Consider the following 18,069-nt stretch of genomic DNA (forward strand, 5'->3'; position numbering starts at 1 on the left):
GGCTAGCTCAGAACACGATAATGGTAGGGATAGGCGTCGCTGAAGCCGATCCGCCTATAGAGCCGACAAGCCGCGATATTGTCTGCTCCGACTTGAAGATAGGCCGAGGCCGCGCCCTGTGCGGCTCCCCAGGCCATCAAGGCGGACACAAGCCGCTCACCCAACTTCCGCCCCCGCCAATCGGGGTGGACCACGAGCTCGAATAAGCCGATCCGCTCCCCTTCGATGACGGCCAGCCCATAGCCTATCGGCTGTGCGTCCTGCGCGAGGATCGTCGCAAAAACGGTTTGGCGCTGGATGTTCGAGATCAGCGCATGATGCGACAGCCTGAATGCGGCTGGGATCGCGGTTGCTTCGGCGACGCCATCAAGCCAATGCGGGCTCGCCTGAGTTTCGAGCCGGATCATCGGATCGGGATCCGCGACAACCCGATCGAGCCGCTTTGTCATAACGATGGTCGGGTCGACGCGCGTGTAGCCCGCATGGTCGAGGAGTTCATCGACAGAGGCATCGGCCAGCGGCGTCAGCCGAAACACTACCGGCAGGCCATGCCGTCGATAAAGCGTTTCGGCGTCGCGCCTCACGGCCTCGAAGTCGGGGCCGGGGCTTCAGGCATTGGCCGAATTGGCTCGCTTTGTATAACCATCATGCAGGCGCAGCAGCCAGCCGCCACTCAGCACAGTCGTTTTGGCCGGCCACGCATTGAAGCCGCATTCCTCGATGGATCGGATGGCCGCGTTGTCGATCATCAGGGCTCCGGATCTAACAGCGCGTCGAGCGAGGCGACGATCCGGGTTGGCGGCAAGTCGTGATATTCGTCGGGCATGCCGCCGCGGTTGAGCCAAACGGTTCCGAACCCAAAGGCCGCCGCGCCCGCGATATCGCAACGGTTCGACGACACGAAGGTTACGTCGGCTGGCGGCGTCCCGAACTGTGTTTCGACAAGCGCATAGCCACGCGGGTCCGTCTTGAAGGTCCGGAGTAGATCGACCGACAGAACCGCATCGAGCACCGGGCCGAGACCGGCCGCCGAAACAGCACCACGCACCATGGCCTCGGTTGCGTTGGACAGGATGGCGGTCGCGCAACCCTCGCGCTTGAGCCGCGCCAAGGTGGGCCGGGCATCGGGGTAGGGCGTCAACGTCTCGTAGGCGGTCAGCAATTTCTGCCGCGTGGTTGGATCCAGCCCACCACAGCGCGCCGCCGCATAATCGAGCGCAGCTTCGGTGATGGCCCAGAAATCGACGTAGCGGCCCATGAGGACGCGCACCCAGCTATATTCGAGCTGTTTCTGTCGCCAGAGCTCGGACAGCCTGTCGGTTTGCGCGCCGATCTCGCCGCGCAACGGGATGACGGCCGCATGGACGTCGAACAGGGTCCCATAGGCGTCGAAGACGAACAGACGAGGCATGGCGTTCAGGCCTTTGCTTTGACGAACCGGCGCGGCAGGCCGGGCAATTTCACCTGCAGCACCCAGAGGGCGCCCAGCAAGGTGACACCATAGAGTGCGGCGGCCGGCATGCCGATCAACAACAGCGAAAGTTCTCCGCGTGTCGTCAGATGTCGCGCATAATCTTCAATCGACGGCGCCGCGAGCACGATGAACGCGCCGAGCGCGAGGCATCCGACATCGACCGCCACGGCGACGCGCGCCAGCGTCTCATCGAGCCGCATGGTGCCTTTCAGGCTCGCGAGCGTGACGAGGATCAGGAGGTTGATCCAGGCCCCGACGGCGGTGGCGGTCGCGAGGCCGACGGCCCCGAGCGGCTTGTAGAGCAGCAGTTTCAGCGCGAGATTGAGGGCCACGGCCGCCAGGGAGGCGATCATCGGCGTGGTCGTATCGCCTCTCGCCTGGAAGCTCGCGACGGCCGAGCGGATCAGCACGATCGGCAGAAGGCCGATCCCATAGGCGGCCAAGACCGCGGCAGAGGCTGCGGCATCCGCCGCCGTGAATTGGCCGCGCTGAAAGACGCCTTGCATGATCTCGCGCGGCATCAGCATGAACATCAGAAAGAACGGCGCCGAGAGCGCCAAGGTCAGCGCCATGGTGCGGTTTTGCACGTGTAGCGCGGCGCCAGCATCGCCTTGCGCCAGCCGCCGGCTCATTTCGGGCAGCAGCACCGTGCCGGCCGCGATCCCGATCACGCCGATCGGCAGCTGATAGATGCGCTCGGCATAGTAGATTGACGACGGGCCGCCGGTCGGCAGCATCGATGAGATGATCGTATCGGCGAAGATGGCGATTTGAACGCCGGCGGAGCCGATGACGGCGGGGCCGAGCGCCCGAAAAAATCGGCGCACGTCCGTGCTCCAACGCGGCCTGACAAGCTTTTCCATCACTCCGGCGCGGCGGGCCGCCACCAGCATCATGACGAGTTGCAGCACACCCGAGACCGTGACGCCGACGCTTGCGGCGATCCCGGCATTTGGAAACAGGAATGCCACGCCGAGGAACATCACCATGACGACGTTCAGCAGCACCGGCGCGAAAGCGGCGGCCGTGAAGCGGCGATTGGCGTTCAACGTGCCGGACTGAAGCGTCACCAAGGTGACGCAGAGCAGATATGGGAATGTGATGCGGGTCATGCTGATCGCATGATCCATCTTGGTCGGATCGCTTTCGAAGCCAGGCGCCAGCAGACGCACGAGCTCCGGCGTGAACGCCATGGCCAGAACCAGCAGCACGATCTGTGAAGCGAGCAGAATTGTGAAGATCTGGCTCGCAAACGTCTTGGCTCGCTCCGGCCCTTCCGTCTCCAGCACGCGGGAGTAGGACGGCACGTAAGCCGAATTGAACGCGCCTTCCCCAAAAATGGCGCGGAAATGATTGGGAAGGCGGAACGCCACCACGAAGGCGTCGGCGACGCCGCCGGCGCCAAGGATCGCGCTGAGCGCGACGTCCCGCAGGAAGCCGGTTCCACGCGACAGGATGGTCAGGCCACCGACCGAGAGCAGACTTCTATACATCGGTGACACGATGCGTGACGAGGTTCGCCATGGCGGGCCGTAACAGGACGACTGTCCGGGCTCGCTCCGCTGCGCCCCTGCGGGGCCGTGTCGACGTCATCCGGCTTGATCCACTATTCATGATGCGAAAACGCATTCGCGACGGACGCGAAGGCGTTTTGCGTGACTGTCGCCTCGGAGCCCGCACAACGACGTCGCGGGCCTGCCGAGGTTTGCGCGATCCATGCTTAACGGAACGCTTTCAACAAGGACTTAAACGGCCCGAACCGCAACGGTCGAGCCGAACATCAGCCTTTTACTTGACGGCGGCTGCGTGCATTTCCTCGACGTGTTCCCAATTGATCAGGTTCTCGACGAAGGCCTTGAGGTAATCGGGGCGGCGATTGCGGAAATCGATGTAATAGGAGTGCTCCCACACGTCGACACCGAGGATCGGCTTAGCGCCGTGAACCAGCGGGTTCTCGCCGTTTGCGGTCTTTGAAACTTCGAGCTTGCCATCCTTGACGGTCAGCCAAGCCCAGCCCGAACCAAATTGGGTGGTACCAGCCTGGATAAAGGCTTCGGTGAATTTATCGTAGGAGCCGAAGCTCTCGTCGATGGCCTTGGCGATCGACGCCGGGGGCTTGCCGCCACCGTTCGGCTTCATCCACTTCCAAAAATGGATGTGATTGTAATGCTGGCCGGCATTGTTGAAGAGAGCGGCGTTCTTGCCGAACGATCCAACCACGACCTCTTCGACAGACTTGTCTTCGAACTCGGTGCCCTTCAGCAGGTTATTGCCGTTGGTGACGTAAGCCTGGTGGTGCTTATCGTGATGAAATTCCAGGGTTTCCTTCGACATGTAAGGCGCCAACGCGTCATGCGCGTAGGGCAGCTCCGGGAGGGTGAAAGCCATTTGAAACTCCTTGGTTGACGCGGAAGAGGGCCGAAACGGCCCCCTGCGCGACGGGCATGAAACTAGCGGCTGTTTGAAAAGGAGCAACCATGAAGGTGCGTGACGGGAACCGCTCGTCAGCACAATGATTTTACTTACTCTTTGAAACCCGCTTATTGTTTTTTTCGTGCTGGGCGGACGCTTCGGTAGCATGGGCGTTCACGAACCATGCTGAGACGGATCGACGGGAATGGATGACGCTTGATGACACTTGGGATTTACGTGCTCGGCCTTTTGCTCGTGGTCATCGGTGTGATTTGCGTCGCCAATGGCGCGCCGATCATCCGCCTCGAACAAGGTTGGGCCGAGGTGATCGCCGGATCTGTCATCGTGTCGGGCGGTTGTGTCACATTCGCGATCGCGGTTTTGGCGACGCGGCTCGACTCGCTTCGAGTTTTGCTGACCGCAACCGCTCCCGCCGCGATGCTCGTGGCGGAGCGCGGGGAAGACCGTACGGTCGATCGGGATCTGTCCCAGGACGACACCCTGTTCTCGCCCCGCCGGCCCGATCCGATTTTGGCCAACGACGATGCAGCACCGCGTCCCGACCCGCTCCGCCGCTGGGAGCCTGAGCCGCCGACTGTTGCGGAGCCGATCCGGCTTGAGGAACAGGCACGCCACGACGACCACGCGCGCCTTCTCGAGCCGAGCCGATCCGATATGTCGGTGAGCGAGCTGCCCGGTGACGCAGACGCTGAACGAGAGCCGCCGCATCAGGATGAGCAGCGCCTTGTCGCTGAGCCCGTGGCCGCACTTGAGGCCGCGCCCGTGCTTCGACCCGATTGGGACAACGCGGGCGTTCAGGACGCACCACAGCCGCGTCGTACATCGCGTTTTATGTCGACCATTATGGAACGCGCCGACGCGCTGCGGAAACGCAATCCGTTCGAGCGTCCGGCTCCTGCGATTTCAGATCGGCCATCCGCCGTGCAGCCTGTGCTGGTCCCCATGCACGATACGATGCTGTCCGACGCGCCGGCACGAACCTCGATTGATCTCTCATCCGGCTGGCCAGACCTTTCCCAAGATGGGCATCGGTTGCAGACGGGCGAGAGCGAGGATCGTTTCGAGGCGTTGGCTCATCCCCACGAGCATGAGGCTCACGGCCATGAGGCTCACGGCCATGACGCTCACGAGCATGAGGCTCACAGCTTCGACGCGCATGAGGGCGGGGCCGAGCCGCGCGATGACGACGGACTAGCGACGCATCCGGATCAGGACCACCCAGTCGATAATGGTCACGACCTCGAGCATGAGCCAAGGACCTATGGCGAGCCGGACCCGCATGAGACCGAGGAGCGCGTAGAGACGGGGTCGTCTTATCCCGATCTTCAGCATCACGAGCCTCTCCAGGCTGAGGCCGAGACGAACGAAGCCGACGTCGCCCCGCACCCGCTCAGCCCGACGATCGTTGGCCGCTACAATGCCGGCTCGGCCTCGTACGTGATGTATTCGAACGGAATGATCGAGGTCGAAACCGACACGGGCGTCCACCAATTCGGCTCGATGCAGGAGCTGAAAGCCTTCATCGAGCAACAGGACGTCAACCGCGCTTAACGCGTGGGCGCAGCGGCCGACACGCAAGTCATCGCAAAGGCATATTCGAGCGCGATCTCTTCCAGCCTATCGAACCGGCCGGAGGCGCCCCCATGTCCGGCTTCCATGTTGGTTTTCAGCAGGATCGGACCACCCGATGCGGTCGCGCGCAGCTTTGCGACCCATTTTGCCGGCTCCCAATAGGTCACCCTTGGGTCGGTGAGGCCGCCTAACGCCAGAATCGGCGGATAGGGCCGGGGCGCGACATTGTCGTAGGGCGAATAGGATCGGATCGTGTCGAAGGCCGTCCGGTCGAGGATGGGATTGCCCCATTCAAGCCATTCGGGCGGCGTCAGTGGAAGGTCCGCGTCGAGCATCGTGGTCAGCACGTCGACGAATGGAACATCCGCGATGATGCCGGCGAACAGACCCGGCGCCATATTGGCGACCGCGCCCATCAACATGCCGCCCGCGCTGCCGCCCTGGGCGACGATGCGGCCACGAGCCGTGTAGCCTGCTTCAATCAGGTGATGAGCTGCCGCTATGAAATCATTGAATGTGTTCGGCTTATTGGCCAGCTTGCCCTTGGTGTACCAGGCCCAACCTTTGTCGGTACCACCCCGGATATGTGCGATCGCAAACACGAATCCGCGATCGACGAGCGACAAACGGTTGGCTCCGAAGGCGGCCGGAATGGCATAGCCGTAGGCGCCATAACCATAGAGTAACAGCGGCGCCGAGCCATCGAGTGGCGTATCCTTCCGATACAGAAGCGAAACCGGAACCGTCTCGCCATCGGCTGCTGTCGCGAAGACGCGGCGGCTCACATATTGCTCGGGATCGTGCCCGGACGGCAGTTCGCGCCGCTTCCGAAGAATGCGACGCCGCTCACCCATATCGTAATCGAACACCTCGTCCGGCGTCGTCAGAGACGAGTAGGAAAATCGAATCGTCTGGGTGTCCTGCTCGGCGACATCACCGAGGCCGAGATAATAGGCATCCTCGTCGAAATGGATCGAATGTTCCTCGCCGCTCTCGATGGTACGAACGACGATCCGAGGAAGACCATTTTCGAGCTCTAAACGAACCAGGTGATCGCGATAGACATCCGCATGGAGAAGCAGTCGACCGGCCCGATGCGGCACGAGATCCACCCAATCGGCTCTCCCGTCGCAGGATAGGGGCGCCTCGACGATCTTGAAATCTTCGGCGCCATCGGCGTTGGTGCGAATGAAGAGACGGTCGTGACGCTGATCGACGTCGTAGCGGAGGCCGGGCTCTCTCGCGGCGATGAGGTGACGCGAGACCGCGCCCATCACGCTCAAGTCGACGAGGTGGTTTTCGGTCGCATCATGGCCGTGAACCGAAATGACCGCGAACTGGCCGGATCGCAGACGTTCGATCGAAACAAACCAACCGGGGTCCGGCTCATGGAAAACGAGATCGTCGACGTCACCGCTGCTGCCGAGCCGGTGGCGATAAACGCTGCTGGCGCGATGGTTATCGTCCATCCGCACGTAGAGGAAGGAAGCGCAATCGGCGAACCAAACGGCATTGCCGTCCGTCTGCGGCACCCGATCGGCAAGATCGCTGCCGGCTTCGATGTCACGCACCTGTAGGGTGAACAACTCTGATCCTTTGAGGTCCGCGCTCCAGGCAAGCAGCCGATGGTCCGGCGAATGCTGCGCTGCCCCGATTTCGAAGAACGGATGCCCTTCTGCGAGAACATCGCCATCCAGCAAAATCGTCTCGTCGACCTCGGTATCGCGCGGGCGTCGACACACAATCTCATGCTGTCCATTATCGCGGTGGCGAACGTAATAGTCGAAAGGCCCATCCGAGACCGGAACGTCGCTGTCGTCTTCCTTGATGCGCGCGCGCATTTCGGCGATCAAGCTTGTCTGCAAATCGCTCGTCGGCGCCAGAACAGCATCCGCATAAGAGTTTTCGCGATCGAGCATGGCCTTGATGTCCGTCGGCAGGGCAGAGGGTTTGCGGAGCACCTCCTGCCAGTTCGACGCCTTCAACCACGCATAGGGATCATCCAATTCGAGGCCGTGCACGATCGTGAGGCTCGATCGCCGTTCGGCGGGAGCCGGCGGCTGGGCAGATGCGAAGGGGGGCTCGCTTGTCAGGGCTGTCAAGGGATGATCCGGGTCACGAGGTGGCGCATCGGCTGTATTGATCCGGCCGACAGGATCGACGGCAGACGTCTCATGAGAGGTAGCTAATGCCTGTGATCTGAGCCGACAAGGCAATCTGGTTCGGGATCCTTTGCCAGCAGAACGACGGGCGGCTTGAAGCCGCGATCAGCTTCATTGACTTGTTAGCGATTACCGGCGATATCGCAAAAGTTGTTCGATCAATTTTATGGATCGCAATGCCTAACCTTTGTCTTTCCCAATACCGCAAGAGATGTTTCCCGTGACAGGAAAGCCTGATTCTGGCGAAGTCTTGCTCCTCGCCGCAGATATAATTTCCGCATATGTCAGCAATAATGCTGTTCAAGCGAGTGAATTACCTAACGTCATCTCTGTCGTGCATACGGCGCTGCGAAGACTTGGGACGCCTGATGTATCGACGCCGCTGCAACCGGAGGTCTTGAGACCCGCGGTTTCGATTAGGCGGTCGATTACACCGGATTACCTGATCTGCCTCGAAGACGGGAAGAAGTTCAAATCGCTCAAGCGGCATCTTCGCACGCATTACGAAATGTCGCCGGAAGATTATCGCGCCAAGTGGAACCTCCCCTCGGATTATCCGATGGTCGCGCCCGCTTATGCGCGGGAGCGGTCGCAACTCGCCAAGGAAATGGGTCTCGGTCAACAGCGTCGCTTGAAGAACCGCTGAGCCGCTGACCTTAATGGTGAACGGCTGCTTCGGCGCCAAGCGCCTGAGCCGCATCGCGCTTGATGCGGTCCACCATGGCCCGCACGCCATTCGATCGCTGCGGGGTTAAATGTTCGGTCAGACCGAGACGAGCATAGACCTCTGCGGCGTCGAGGGCGAGAATATCGCGCGCGGCCCGGCCCGAATAGAGCGCCAAGGTGATGGCGATGAGACCTTTGACGATGTGGGCGTCGCTATCGCCCCGAAACGTCAAAATCGGCGCATCGCCCTCGTGGCCCACGGCGGTCTCGAGCCAAACCTGACTGGCGCAGCCTTTCACGCGGTTGGCTTCGGAATGCGCGTCCGTGGGGAGCGGGTCAAGGTCGCGCCCAAGCTCGATCACGTAGCGATAGCGTTCTTCCCAATCGTCGATGAAGGCGAAGTTCTGTTCGATGTCGTCAATGCTCGGCATATCGATCCAACTATCGGTCGCGTCTCGTTCTGTCGGCAGCCTGGTCGGTTCGCAGCAGCGTACTGACCGTCCTGGTACCTTCACGGAACATAGGGTTGCGTCGGCAGGATCACCACCGTCCGATTAGCGCACCGCGCTTTCGTTTCGGGCCGTCAGCACAGGACCGGCCCATCCGCGCTGGCGGTCGGACGCCGTCAACGTATCGCGGGACGACGTGCGGATCGCGCCCGTCGCCAGGGCTCTCGCCGCGGCGCCCATCGATTCGGGGATGATCGTCCCGGTCACCCATCCGGCGCAGGCGGCAGGTGCGACGCGACACGCGCGATCGAGCGACCTCGCCGCAAACTGGCCGGCCTCGCTCGCCGATGTAGCGACCACGTCGGAGGGCCGGGGTGCGTTCGGCAGGAGCGACACGACGATCCCGATGCAGATCGCCGAACGAACGAGGAAAAACATGAAACAGGCGCTCCGCAGCATGCCGATGGTCGGTTGCGTCACTCATCAATAAACGAAGCGGCCAAAGGTCTCCTCAAACCTTTGAGTCGAATGGTTCGGGAAGCCGTATCGCTTCCTTAACCTTAACGGCGGGAGATCGAGATGCGAGATTGGCGTCGCGATGCGAGTGGTGTTTCTGTTGGTTGGTCGGCTAAGTCAGTGCAAGATCGAATTATGAACACTGACCAAGCCCGCTTCAGTCAAGCCATCACCGAGGCCGCGAACCGCGCTGAGGCGACGGCTCTGCTGATCAGGGCAGGGTATCGAGTCTATCGGCCAGAGGCAGATATTGAAGGCGAGGATTTGGTTATCCGCGTCCCGGCTGAGACTGCGCTCCTGACCGGTGAGCTTCGCGGTGTTCAGCTCAAGGGCCGGCCCGTCGTTGACGAACGGCGCTATGGCGGCCGCGATCTTTGGATGCTGTTCCCATCAACAAGATACAATGCGGAGGTCGCTCGCGAGTGGTTTCTGGTTCCGCACGATCATCTTTTCGCTTGGGTTGAAAATCGCCATGGCTCCGCTCCCAAGTGGGATCGTTACTGGAGCTACCCGTCGATCTCAAAGCCGCTAGCGAGCTTTCTTGCGGAGTACGTGGTAAAACCCCTGGATCCGAACGGCATGCGCTTCGTGGAGACGGGCGAAAGCGCAACCATCACTGACGTCGATGGCAATCCGGTCAATTTCGACGAGCGCATCGGATAAATTGCACACCGAGACACTACCGGATCGTCGCATTACTTGCGTTTGCTCGCCGTCTCGCGGTTGTATTTAGGGTTCGCTTAAGGCCGGCCCCCCATAGTGCTCTCAAGACGCAGCGTCGATTGCACGTGGCGTGCGGAGCGTGGCGTGACCGTTCTATTGAGCTTGCTGAATCATATCGACCGGCTCGTCCATCCCGACGCTCGCGCTTCCGAGGTCGAGCGTGTGCGGCATGGCTCTTTCATCGCCACCCGCCTTGGCCTGTTCCTCGCCGCCATCGTCATGGTCCCAATCGGCCTCGCGTCCGGCCATGTCCCGACCCTGTGGGATGCGCTCGTGCTGGCGTGGCTGACGCTGCCCTTGGTGGCCGTGGGCTACGTTTCGAGAACCGGCCGTTTAAGGCAGGCGGAAGTGGCGTGCCTGATCACCTGGGCCGGCTTTGCGGTCACGGCTTGTTTCGCCGGCGGTCTCAGTCTCTATGGCGCCTATGCGTTGCTTCTTCTGATCCCGCTCGAGGCGACATTTGGGTCCGATCCGCGCCTCGTTCGTTTCGCTCTGATCGGTACCGCGCTGGTCGGGTTGGGGCTTGCGATCGCGGCTCGATCGGGGGCTGTGGCCGATCTCGGTGCCGATATTCCCGTCACCGACGCGATCATCGTCGGTCCGGCGCTGGCCTATTGCATCGTGCTGGCGCTGGTGGCGTCGTCGCTCCAGCGTTTGCGCGATCGGCTGCACGGTCTCGGTGAGCAGCGTTACAAAGTATTGTCCGAAGCGATCGGCGATCTCCTGCTTCGGTACGATCGGGCTGGCGGCGTCTTGATGGCCAGCCGCGAAGCCGAACAACTTTTCGGCATCCGACCGCGCGACCTTCTCGGCCGCGGGTTCTTCGAGCGGGTGCATGTCGCTGATCGCCCCGCCTTTCTGAAGCTGTTCAGCGATGCCGGCACTTTCGGCGGCAATGTGTCTGCGCGCTTGCGCTTACGCACATCGTTGGTGGATGGCGATGCTGCCCGACGCGACACGCCGGTCTTCGCCTGGATCGAGGTCCGCGCACGGCGCTCCGACACGTGCGAGCAGGCCGCGAGCCCGGCCGATCCAAGCATCATCGCGATCGTGCGGGACATCACGGCGCAGGTTCAGCACGAGCAGACGATCCAGCAAGCGCGCGCCGAGGCCGAGCGTGCCAATAGCTGGAAGGATGGTTTCCTCGCCAATGTCAGCCATGAACTCCGTACCCCGCTCAATGCCATCATCGGTTTCTCCGAAATGCTATCCAGCGAGGCCTTGACGCCGCGCGATCCACGGAAGCAGCGGGAATATGCCGGCATCATCACGACCTCGGGTCATCATCTCCTGTCGGTCGTCAATTCGCTGCTCGACATTTCGAAAATCGAAGCGGGTCGCTTCGATCTCGAGCCCGAGGCGTTCGACGTCGCCGATCTAATTCGCACCTGTTCCGACATGATCGGGCTGAAGGCCGAGCAGGCCGGCGTCTCGATCGCGCAGGACACGTCGGGCTTCAGCGGTGCGATCGTCGCGGACCAACGCGCCTGCCGGCAGATCGTGATCAATCTTCTGTCCAACGCTTTGAAGTTCACGCCGCGCGGCGGTCAGGTGACGATCACGGCCAAGCCGCAAGGCACATCGGTGCTGATCGTCGTGGCCGATACCGGGATCGGCATTGCGGCGCGCGACCTGGCCCGGTTGGGCAACGCGTTTTTCCAGGCGAAGTCCGGCTACGATCGTCCTTATGAGGGAACCGGACTCGGCCTGTCGGTCGTGCGTGGCCTCGTCGGTCTGCATGGTGGCACCATCGCGGTCGAGAGCGCGCTCGGGGAGGGAACCCGCGTCTCCGTTCGCTTGCCCCTCGATTGCCGGATTGTGGGCGCAGGCCTCGGCGCCGCCACGATCGAAACCGTTCCGCGCTACGCGAAATCCCCCGTGTCGGCCGTCATGACCGATCTCCCGAAGGTGCAGAAAATTGCGTGAAGCCACCATGTCCGATCTTGGGGCGTCTCGACCCCGCAAGGCCTCCGGCAAGGGCGGGACATCCGCTCGTGCCTCGAAGGCGAGTTCGTTCCGGTCGAAACTGCGGCGCATCCGCCCGCAAGCCATCACGGGGATCGCGAGCGCCGGCTTCGCGGCCATCATGGTCGGGATCGTGCTGAACGCGGTGGTGTTCCAGAAGGGCCGGCATCCGGCGCCTCTGTTCGGCTCCGTCCCCTCGGTCGCAAGCGCGCCGCATCCAACGATTCTACCGCCGGTTCGCGTGCAGGCTGCCGCGCCACAGCCAAACCTCGCCGACGCGCCGGTTTCGGATGCGGCTGCCCCGTCGCCGCATGCGGTTCCGGCTCCGGTGCGTCAGGTTATTGCGCCCGCCGCGAAACCGAAGGATGGCATCGCGCAATTTCTCCGTGAGAAGCCACAGGCCGATCCTCACGGCACGGCGTCGATCCCGCGTAGCGCGTCGATTCATCCGGGTGCGGCCAAGCCGGCTGTTAACGGCAAATTGGCAGAAACCCACAAGCCGAAGATGCGCCCAGGGCAGCATAATCCAGCCGTGAAGACAGCTGCGGCGAAGCCGAAGGCGACACCAGCCGTCTCGGTCGAAAACTAAATGTCGGAGCGGCTCCGGTCGGATTTTTGGGTCGGCGCTTATATCAGGCGCTGCTCCAGCGAGGGCGTGGTGGCGATGTTGCGGCGGCGCGGAGCCGCAGAGGCAGGCGCCATCATGGTCAAGGTCGACCGGCTGGACGGCACCGCGACGCTTTATGCGCCCGCACCACAGACCGCCTTCGCCGAACGCGGCATCGATCGCTTGTTCGCGCGCGCCCATACGGAGGATGCGATCGCTGTGATCGACGCGGAAATTCGCCTGAAGAGCCAGATCCGCTTCGACCCGGATCTTTGGATCGTCGAAGTCGAGGACCGGACGGGACGCTCGTTCCTCGACCTCGACGAGACCTGAGGCGCGTCGGTTCTCGAGGTTAAGCCGTCCGCCGCGCCTGCGGGACAGGGGTGTCGCGACGGATCGGAGCAGCCTCGAGAGGTCCTTGTTCGATGCGGTTTGTCGCCGCTGCTGTGCTCGGTGCGGTGCGGCGAAGCGGCTCGGTCCCGCTCGCCATCGCGGCGATCAGCCGTCGCGCAGCGTTGGGCGACACGATCTCGACGATCCGGGTGAGCGCGCGCACCTTGCCGACCGACCGGCCGATGCGTGGATCCCCAAGGATGAAGACGCGAGCCGCCATCTCGGGGGAGGCCCCGACAGCCGCCAGAGCCAGCGCCAGGACTTCGCCGCCTTCCTCATGCATGAGAGTCAGAAGAGACGTCCCCTCGCTTCCGAGCGCGCGACTGAGCGAACTCTCGAAAGCATCCCGTTCGCCGCACATGACCAGCCGGTCCATATGGGCGAGGCTGGCGGCGGTTGTTCCATCGAGCCGGCCCCATTGCCGCTTGCCGAGATCAAGCCGCCGTGCCGCTTCGATGATGGCGTGTCGACGATCGGTGTCGACGATCGAGAATAACGGCGCAAGGTCGATCGGGTCGCTCTCGCGCAGGGCGAGAAGCTGGCCCAACGCGCTGTCTGGATCGGCCTTTGCGCGCCGCACGAGATGCTGGAAGACCGCTCGATCCAGCGTCACCGACCGGTTCGCTGCGAGCCGACACAGCACGACGGCTTCCGGCCGCTCCGCCAGGGCCGCGATCGTTCTCGACGTCAAGGCCCGCCGTCCCGCGACGCCGGCCGCGACGTCGGTCGTCCCCCATGTGGCGGCGGCCGTTAGCGTTTCGTCGTCGAGGACCGCATGCTCATAGACCTGCAGGGCGATCCGGCCTTGCTCGGCGATGAATCGGTCGAGAAGCGCGCGCGGCGTGGCCGGGTGGCGCGATAGTTTTTCGGCGACGATCAGCCTTGCCTCGCCATCGGCGTTGTCGAGGAGGTGCGACACGATGGTGACGAACTGTTTTAGATCCTCGGGAGCGTGATGCTGCTTCCGCACGAACATGTCGACGACGACACGCAGCAGCACGGGCCGGATGTTCACGTCGGGGGATTGTCCGAGAGCCACGAGCCTTTCAAGAGCGACGGGAAGATCGTCGATGGCCGGCATACGCGAAAGCCTCATGAACAATGAATTGATCGGACCCCGCAAACTACCCAATGTTCATTGACGCAACATTAACCTTCGAAAACCGTAATGGAGCCTCGCGCAGATGCTGATCACGGGTTCAGCAAAGCGAGTGCCATCGCTTCATTCGGGGAGAGCGAGGCAATGATCAGGTAGGCCGCAGGCCCTGGTGGCGGGGAGTTGACGTATGACGAACGTAATCGCATTCCAGCCGGGACGGGTCGGCTCAACGGCTTTGAACGACGACGCCAGCATCCGTCAGGAGGCCAGCATCCGTCAGGAGGCCAGCATTTTGTTCTTCACGGGGGTTCGATATGTCCGGGACGAGCCTGATCAGGAGCGTCCTATGGCCCACGTTGTCGAGACGCGGGATCAGGCTGTGATTGACCTTGCGCCGTCCGGCCGGATCGACCGCAAGCAGGCCTGAGCGGTTTCAAGCAGGCCTGGGGCGGTTCAGCCTCGCGCTACTTCGGCGTGGCGGCCGCGCAGATAAGGGCGGCAGCTTGTCGCTCGGCTGCCGCGCGTTGGCTCGGCGCGGTCGCCAAAGCTTGAGCCTCCACAAAACCTTTGGGCTCGGGGACCGACACGCGAAGCTCTTGGCTCGGCTCATCGTCAGTCTCGCGAGCGTCGAGTGCGGCAATCTGATCGTCCGTCGCCAGCGTGAACGCCAGCACACCATGCGACGCCGAGCGGTTCGTCAGAGCGTAAAGCGCGCGACCGTGGCGTCCATGCACCGAGACACTGACGAAGTCGGTGTCGGCCACCTCGAGGCTGATGTGGACCGGGCCGGCCGTCAGATCATAGCGACAAAAGGCCGACGCGATCGCCGGATCACGAAAGCCAAATTGGGCGTCGTCGACCGGCGACGCGAGATGGGTGCGAAGCGGCGCAGCCGTGATGGCCACGACCTTCGCAAAGCCATCAGCCTTGCTCCATCGCGGAAGCAGCAGCAGGGACGCGATATGAACGATGCCGGCCACGAGCACCGCCACGCCAGCGTAGAAGAGAGCGTCCAGCACGCGGACTTGCCACGGTCCGGCGTTGTTGGCAGAGGGAGCTAATCGCATGCGGTCTTGACCACGGTCGGCAACGCAGGAACCGGGCCACCGCCCAGCAAGGCTGCGCTCGGCGGCGTGTCGTAAAAACTCAGCATCAGGATGAAACGTCCTGTCGCCGGTGCGGGCAGCCAGTTGCCGGGCCGCGCCGCTCGGGCGACCTTGATCGTGAAGCCTCCATCTGCCCCACGAAGGAGCTCGGCCGACGTAAACCCGGCGCGGACCAGTGGTGGCGTCGGCGATTGGTCCGGCAGGCCGCCGCGCGGGTCGAGCAGCGTCAGCGTCCAGAATTGCGCGACCGGCGTTGGTCCTGCGACGCTGTAGGTGCAGCGCGCCGTCAGGGCCGCTCCATCCTGATCCGTGGTGGCGAGGAATTGAAGCCCCGAAGCGGCCGCGAGCGGGATGCGTCCGTGTTTGGCGAAAATCGCCTTGGCATAGGGATCGGGTTGGGTCGAGCCGGCCGCCGGCCATGCGGTCCAGACGCCGCTGTGCACGGCTCCCACCACGGGTTGGCCGATGCAGGCCACATAGGTTGCACCGAGACCCAGGGCCGTGCCGCCCGCCACGGCTAGGACGAACTTGACGAGCCGCGCCAGACGAGAGCCTAGCATCGAGTGGCTGGACAAAAGAAATGGGGGATGGTCTGCGTCGTCGCCAAGCCTATTGCAACCCTGTCCTGGCCGCACTGGCTTGGCCCGCGAGATCGCTCGAGCCCGAGGCGACGTCGAGTGTATCGCCAGCCGACCGCTGTTGCCCAGCCGACCGCATCAAGGCGCCGATTTCCATGATGATGCTGGCGGAGTGTCGCGAGAGGGTCGCGGTCCGCGCCGTGGCATCCGCTTGGCTCGGCGCGTCGCCTTGAGGCTGCGACGCCACGGGTAGGGGTTTGCGGACGTCCTCGACGCCGAAGGGCGGTTTGGTTTCGATCCCTTGGTGGGCGAAGGCCATGATGTCGTGCCAGGTCATGGCCGGAAGGGTTCCACCCGTCATCTTGTTCATGGAGGTGTAATCGTCGTTGCCGAACCAGACGGCGCCGACGTAATTGCCGGTGAATCCGCAGAACCACGCATCGTGGTAGCTGTTCGTCGTGCCGGTCTTTCCCGCGACCGTGACATTGTCGAGCCGCGCGCGTGTCCCCGTTCCCTCGGTCACGACATGGGTCAACATCGTGTTCAGGGTCGCGATATCGGTGGCCGGAACGACCTGCTCGGGCTTCGGCCCATCCCGGTCGTGCCGGTAGACGAGATCGCCGAGGCCGTTGCGGATTTCGATCGCAGCATAGGGCGGCACGCGCTTCCCGCCATTGGCGAAAGCCGCATAGGCCGACGCCATGTCGACGACGGTCACTTCATCGGCCCCAACCGGCAGCGACACCGTATCGTTGAGCGGTGTCGTCAGGCCCAATTTATGAGCGTTTTCGACGATCTTGGCCCGCCCGATCTTGGCATTGCCGTTGCCGATCGCAATCGACAGTTTCACCGCGATGGTGTTGAGCGAATGAGCGAGCGCGTTGACCAGCGGAAGTGCGCCGGCGTAGCGGTTCTCGTAATTGTGAACGCACCAATTGCCGATGCAGACGGGTCCATCGACCACGATCGTGGATGGCTTAAACCGCCCCGTCATCAGCGCCGTGAGGTAGACGAACGGCTTGAACGATGAGCCGGGCTGGCGCTGTGCATCGGTGGCGCGATTGAATTGGCTGGCGCCATAGTCCCGCCCGCCCACCATCGCATGGACCGCGCCATCGAGATCCACGATGACGGCCGCGCTCTGCTTGGCGTGATAGGACGGGCCATTCTGCCGTAGCTCATCCTCGATCGTGGCTTCCGCCTTTTTCTGCAGATCCATATCGATTGCGGTGCGGACCGTGAACACGCGAGTGTCGCCAAGCTTGTCGTCCGCGACAAGGCGACGAACTTCGTCATAGGCGTAATCGAGGTACCAATCAGGCGACACATCGCGGGTGCGGTCGACCGGGGTGGCCGGATTTTCACGCGCCGAGCGGACCTCGCCTTCGGTCATGTAGCCTGCGTCGACGAGATTGCTCAATACGTCATAGGCGCGGGCGCGGGCCGCCGGCAGGTTGATGTGGGGCGCATATTTAGTCGGCGCCTTGAACAGGCCGGCCAGCATCGCGGCTTCAGCGAGCGAAACGTCGCGAACCGACTTGCCGAAATAGAATTCCGAAGCGGCCTGAATCCCGAAGGTGCCCCCGCCCATGTAGACGCGATCGAGGTAGAGCTGCAGGATCTGCTTTTTGGTCAGGTGGAATTCCAGCCAAACCGCCAGATAGGCCTCGCGGATCTTTCGCTCAATGGTGCGCTGGTTCGATAAAAAGAGGTTCTTTGCGAGCTGTTGCGTGATCGAGGAGCCGCCCTGCACGACGCCGGACGAGCGCGCATTCACGGTCAGGGCCCGCATAGTGCCGATGATGTCGATGCCGAAATGCTCGTAGAAACGCCGATCCTCGGTCGCCAACACGGCTTCGGTCAAAAAGGCCGGCATGCTTTCGAGTGGAACGCCGTCATCGTGCAAAATGCCCCGCCGCCCAATCTCGGCCCCGTTCCGGTCGAGGAACGTGACGGCTAGATCCTGCTTCTTCAGCCAATCGTCCGTGGTATCCTGGAACGCCGGAACCGCGAGGATGAGAGCCACGATCGCGCCGCCGAGCCCGAGCGTCAGCGCCTCGCAGGAGAGCTCGACCGCAAGCCGTCGGATGCCGCTGACATGGAACCTGTCCATGAAAGCCGAGAAATCGGCATAGGCCGTCTTCGAGCTTTCGCCGCCGGCATAGATGGTGGAGTCGAACCAAGCATCAACCGACAACAGCGCACGCGCCACCCTTTTGCCGAAAGTCGACGTCCGGAAGCTTTGCAACACGCGTCAATACTCCCGCCTGCCGTCGATCGTCCATGGCACGCGTCGGTTCCCGCCCGAACGTCCTCTTGACGCTTG

Annotated in this window: 17 protein-coding genes and 1 pseudogene; 7 read left to right on the forward strand and 11 right to left on the reverse strand. The window is 62.8% G+C overall.

The annotated features are described in order from the left end of the window. Nucleotides 1-2 precede the first annotated feature (2 nt). From EY713_RS13970 to EY713_RS13985, 4 genes and pseudogenes are all read right to left on the reverse strand, one after another. Nucleotides 3-749 (reverse strand): annotated as a pseudogene (locus EY713_RS13970) (GNAT family N-acetyltransferase). Continuing rightward, nucleotides 749-1,411: a haloacid dehalogenase type II gene (locus EY713_RS13975; RefSeq protein WP_131115790.1), complete on the reverse strand. Its 663-nt coding sequence runs from the start codon at nucleotides 1,409-1,411 to the stop codon at nucleotides 749-751. Before EY713_RS13975 ends, EY713_RS13970 begins: the two are co-directional and overlap by 1 nt. Nucleotides 1,412-1,416: 5 nt before the next feature. Next, entirely contained in the window at nucleotides 1,417-2,967 is a 1,551-nt protein-coding gene (gene murJ, locus EY713_RS13980; protein WP_131115792.1) for a murein biosynthesis integral membrane protein MurJ, read from the reverse strand. 295 nt (nucleotides 2,968-3,262) lie between these two features. Continuing rightward, nucleotides 3,263-3,862: a superoxide dismutase gene (locus tag EY713_RS13985; RefSeq protein WP_131115794.1), complete on the reverse strand. Its 600-nt coding sequence runs from the start codon at nucleotides 3,860-3,862 to the stop codon at nucleotides 3,263-3,265. A 243-nt stretch (nucleotides 3,863-4,105) separates the two neighbouring features. On the opposite strand from EY713_RS13985, the gene EY713_RS13990 reads away from it, so the two are divergent. After that, nucleotides 4,106-5,458: a hypothetical protein gene (locus tag EY713_RS13990; RefSeq protein ID WP_131115796.1), complete on the forward strand. Its 1,353-nt coding sequence runs from the start codon at nucleotides 4,106-4,108 to the stop codon at nucleotides 5,456-5,458. Here the strand turns inward: EY713_RS13990 and EY713_RS13995 are convergent. Then, the gene (locus EY713_RS13995; protein WP_131119728.1) at nucleotides 5,455-7,572 is read right to left on the reverse strand and encodes a S9 family peptidase; all 2,118 of its coding nucleotides are present in this window, start codon (nucleotides 7,570-7,572) and stop codon (nucleotides 5,455-5,457) included. The two genes, EY713_RS13990 and EY713_RS13995, sit on opposite strands and share 4 nt — an antisense overlap. Before the next feature lie 280 nt (nucleotides 7,573-7,852). Here EY713_RS13995 and EY713_RS14000 point away from each other — a divergent pair, with 280 nt between their 5' ends. Then, nucleotides 7,853-8,287, forward strand: a complete 435-nt coding sequence (locus EY713_RS14000; RefSeq protein WP_131115798.1) for a Ros/MucR family transcriptional regulator — start codon at nucleotides 7,853-7,855, stop codon at nucleotides 8,285-8,287. 10 nt (nucleotides 8,288-8,297) lie between these two features. On the opposite strand, the gene EY713_RS14005 is transcribed toward EY713_RS14000, so the two are convergent. Both EY713_RS14005 and EY713_RS14010 read right to left on the reverse strand, forming a co-directional pair. After that, complete coding sequence (locus EY713_RS14005; RefSeq protein ID WP_131115800.1) at nucleotides 8,298-8,738, reverse strand: SufE family protein; 441 nt, start codon at nucleotides 8,736-8,738, stop codon at nucleotides 8,298-8,300. Between the two features lie 123 nt (nucleotides 8,739-8,861). Beyond that, a complete protein-coding gene (locus EY713_RS14010) occupies nucleotides 8,862-9,236 on the reverse strand; it encodes a hypothetical protein (RefSeq protein ID WP_131115802.1) in 375 nt (124 codons plus the stop codon). A gap of 99 nt (nucleotides 9,237-9,335) precedes the next feature. On the opposite strand from EY713_RS14010, the gene EY713_RS14015 reads away from it, so the two are divergent. The 4 genes from EY713_RS14015 (at nucleotide 9,336) to EY713_RS14030 (ending at nucleotide 12,900) form a co-directional block, all read left to right on the forward strand. Continuing rightward, nucleotides 9,336-9,935, forward strand: coding sequence for a hypothetical protein (locus EY713_RS14015; protein ID WP_131115804.1), 600 nt, complete (start codon nucleotides 9,336-9,338; stop codon nucleotides 9,933-9,935). Nucleotides 9,936-10,079: 144 nt separating this feature from the next. Then, nucleotides 10,080-11,921 carry a PAS domain-containing sensor histidine kinase gene (locus EY713_RS14020; protein WP_131115806.1) on the forward strand — a complete coding sequence of 614 codons (1,842 nt, stop codon included), beginning with the start codon at nucleotides 10,080-10,082 and terminating at the stop codon, nucleotides 11,919-11,921. Next, nucleotides 11,914-12,549 carry a hypothetical protein gene (locus tag EY713_RS14025; RefSeq protein WP_131115808.1) on the forward strand — a complete coding sequence of 212 codons (636 nt, stop codon included), beginning with the start codon at nucleotides 11,914-11,916 and terminating at the stop codon, nucleotides 12,547-12,549. The genes EY713_RS14020 and EY713_RS14025 overlap by 8 nt, the downstream gene beginning before the upstream one ends. Next, nucleotides 12,550-12,900 (forward strand): DUF1491 family protein, encoded by a 351-nt coding sequence (locus EY713_RS14030; RefSeq protein ID WP_131115810.1) that lies wholly within the window; start codon nucleotides 12,550-12,552, stop codon nucleotides 12,898-12,900. It begins immediately after the preceding gene. 19 nt (nucleotides 12,901-12,919) lie between these two features. On the opposite strand, the gene EY713_RS14035 is transcribed toward EY713_RS14030, so the two are convergent. Further along, nucleotides 12,920-14,041: a DUF2336 domain-containing protein gene (locus EY713_RS14035; RefSeq protein WP_131115812.1), complete on the reverse strand. Its 1,122-nt coding sequence runs from the start codon at nucleotides 14,039-14,041 to the stop codon at nucleotides 12,920-12,922. Nucleotides 14,042-14,246: 205 nt separating this feature from the next. Between EY713_RS14035 and EY713_RS14040 the strand changes: the two genes are divergently transcribed. Then, nucleotides 14,247-14,486, forward strand: a complete 240-nt coding sequence (locus EY713_RS14040; RefSeq protein WP_131115814.1) for a hypothetical protein — start codon at nucleotides 14,247-14,249, stop codon at nucleotides 14,484-14,486. A 37-nt stretch (nucleotides 14,487-14,523) separates the two neighbouring features. Here the strand turns inward: EY713_RS14040 and EY713_RS14045 are convergent, their stop codons facing one another. From EY713_RS14045 to EY713_RS14055, 3 genes are read right to left on the reverse strand one after another with little or no spacing between them, the layout of a single operon-like run. After that, on the reverse strand, nucleotides 14,524-15,126 hold the full coding sequence (locus EY713_RS14045) for a hypothetical protein (protein ID WP_131115816.1): 603 nt from the start codon (nucleotides 15,124-15,126) through the stop codon (nucleotides 14,524-14,526). Next, nucleotides 15,117-15,725, reverse strand: coding sequence for a DUF1214 domain-containing protein (locus tag EY713_RS14050; RefSeq protein WP_131115818.1), 609 nt, complete (start codon nucleotides 15,723-15,725; stop codon nucleotides 15,117-15,119). Before EY713_RS14050 ends, EY713_RS14045 begins: the two co-directional genes overlap by 10 nt. Before the next feature lie 49 nt (nucleotides 15,726-15,774). Further along, nucleotides 15,775-17,994: a transglycosylase domain-containing protein gene (locus EY713_RS14055; protein ID WP_131115820.1), complete on the reverse strand. Its 2,220-nt coding sequence runs from the start codon at nucleotides 17,992-17,994 to the stop codon at nucleotides 15,775-15,777. Between the last annotated feature and the right edge of the window lie 75 nt (nucleotides 17,995-18,069).

Source organism: Lichenihabitans psoromatis (assembly GCF_004323635.1).
Taxonomy (GTDB): domain Bacteria; phylum Pseudomonadota; class Alphaproteobacteria; order Rhizobiales; family Beijerinckiaceae; genus Lichenihabitans; species Lichenihabitans psoromatis.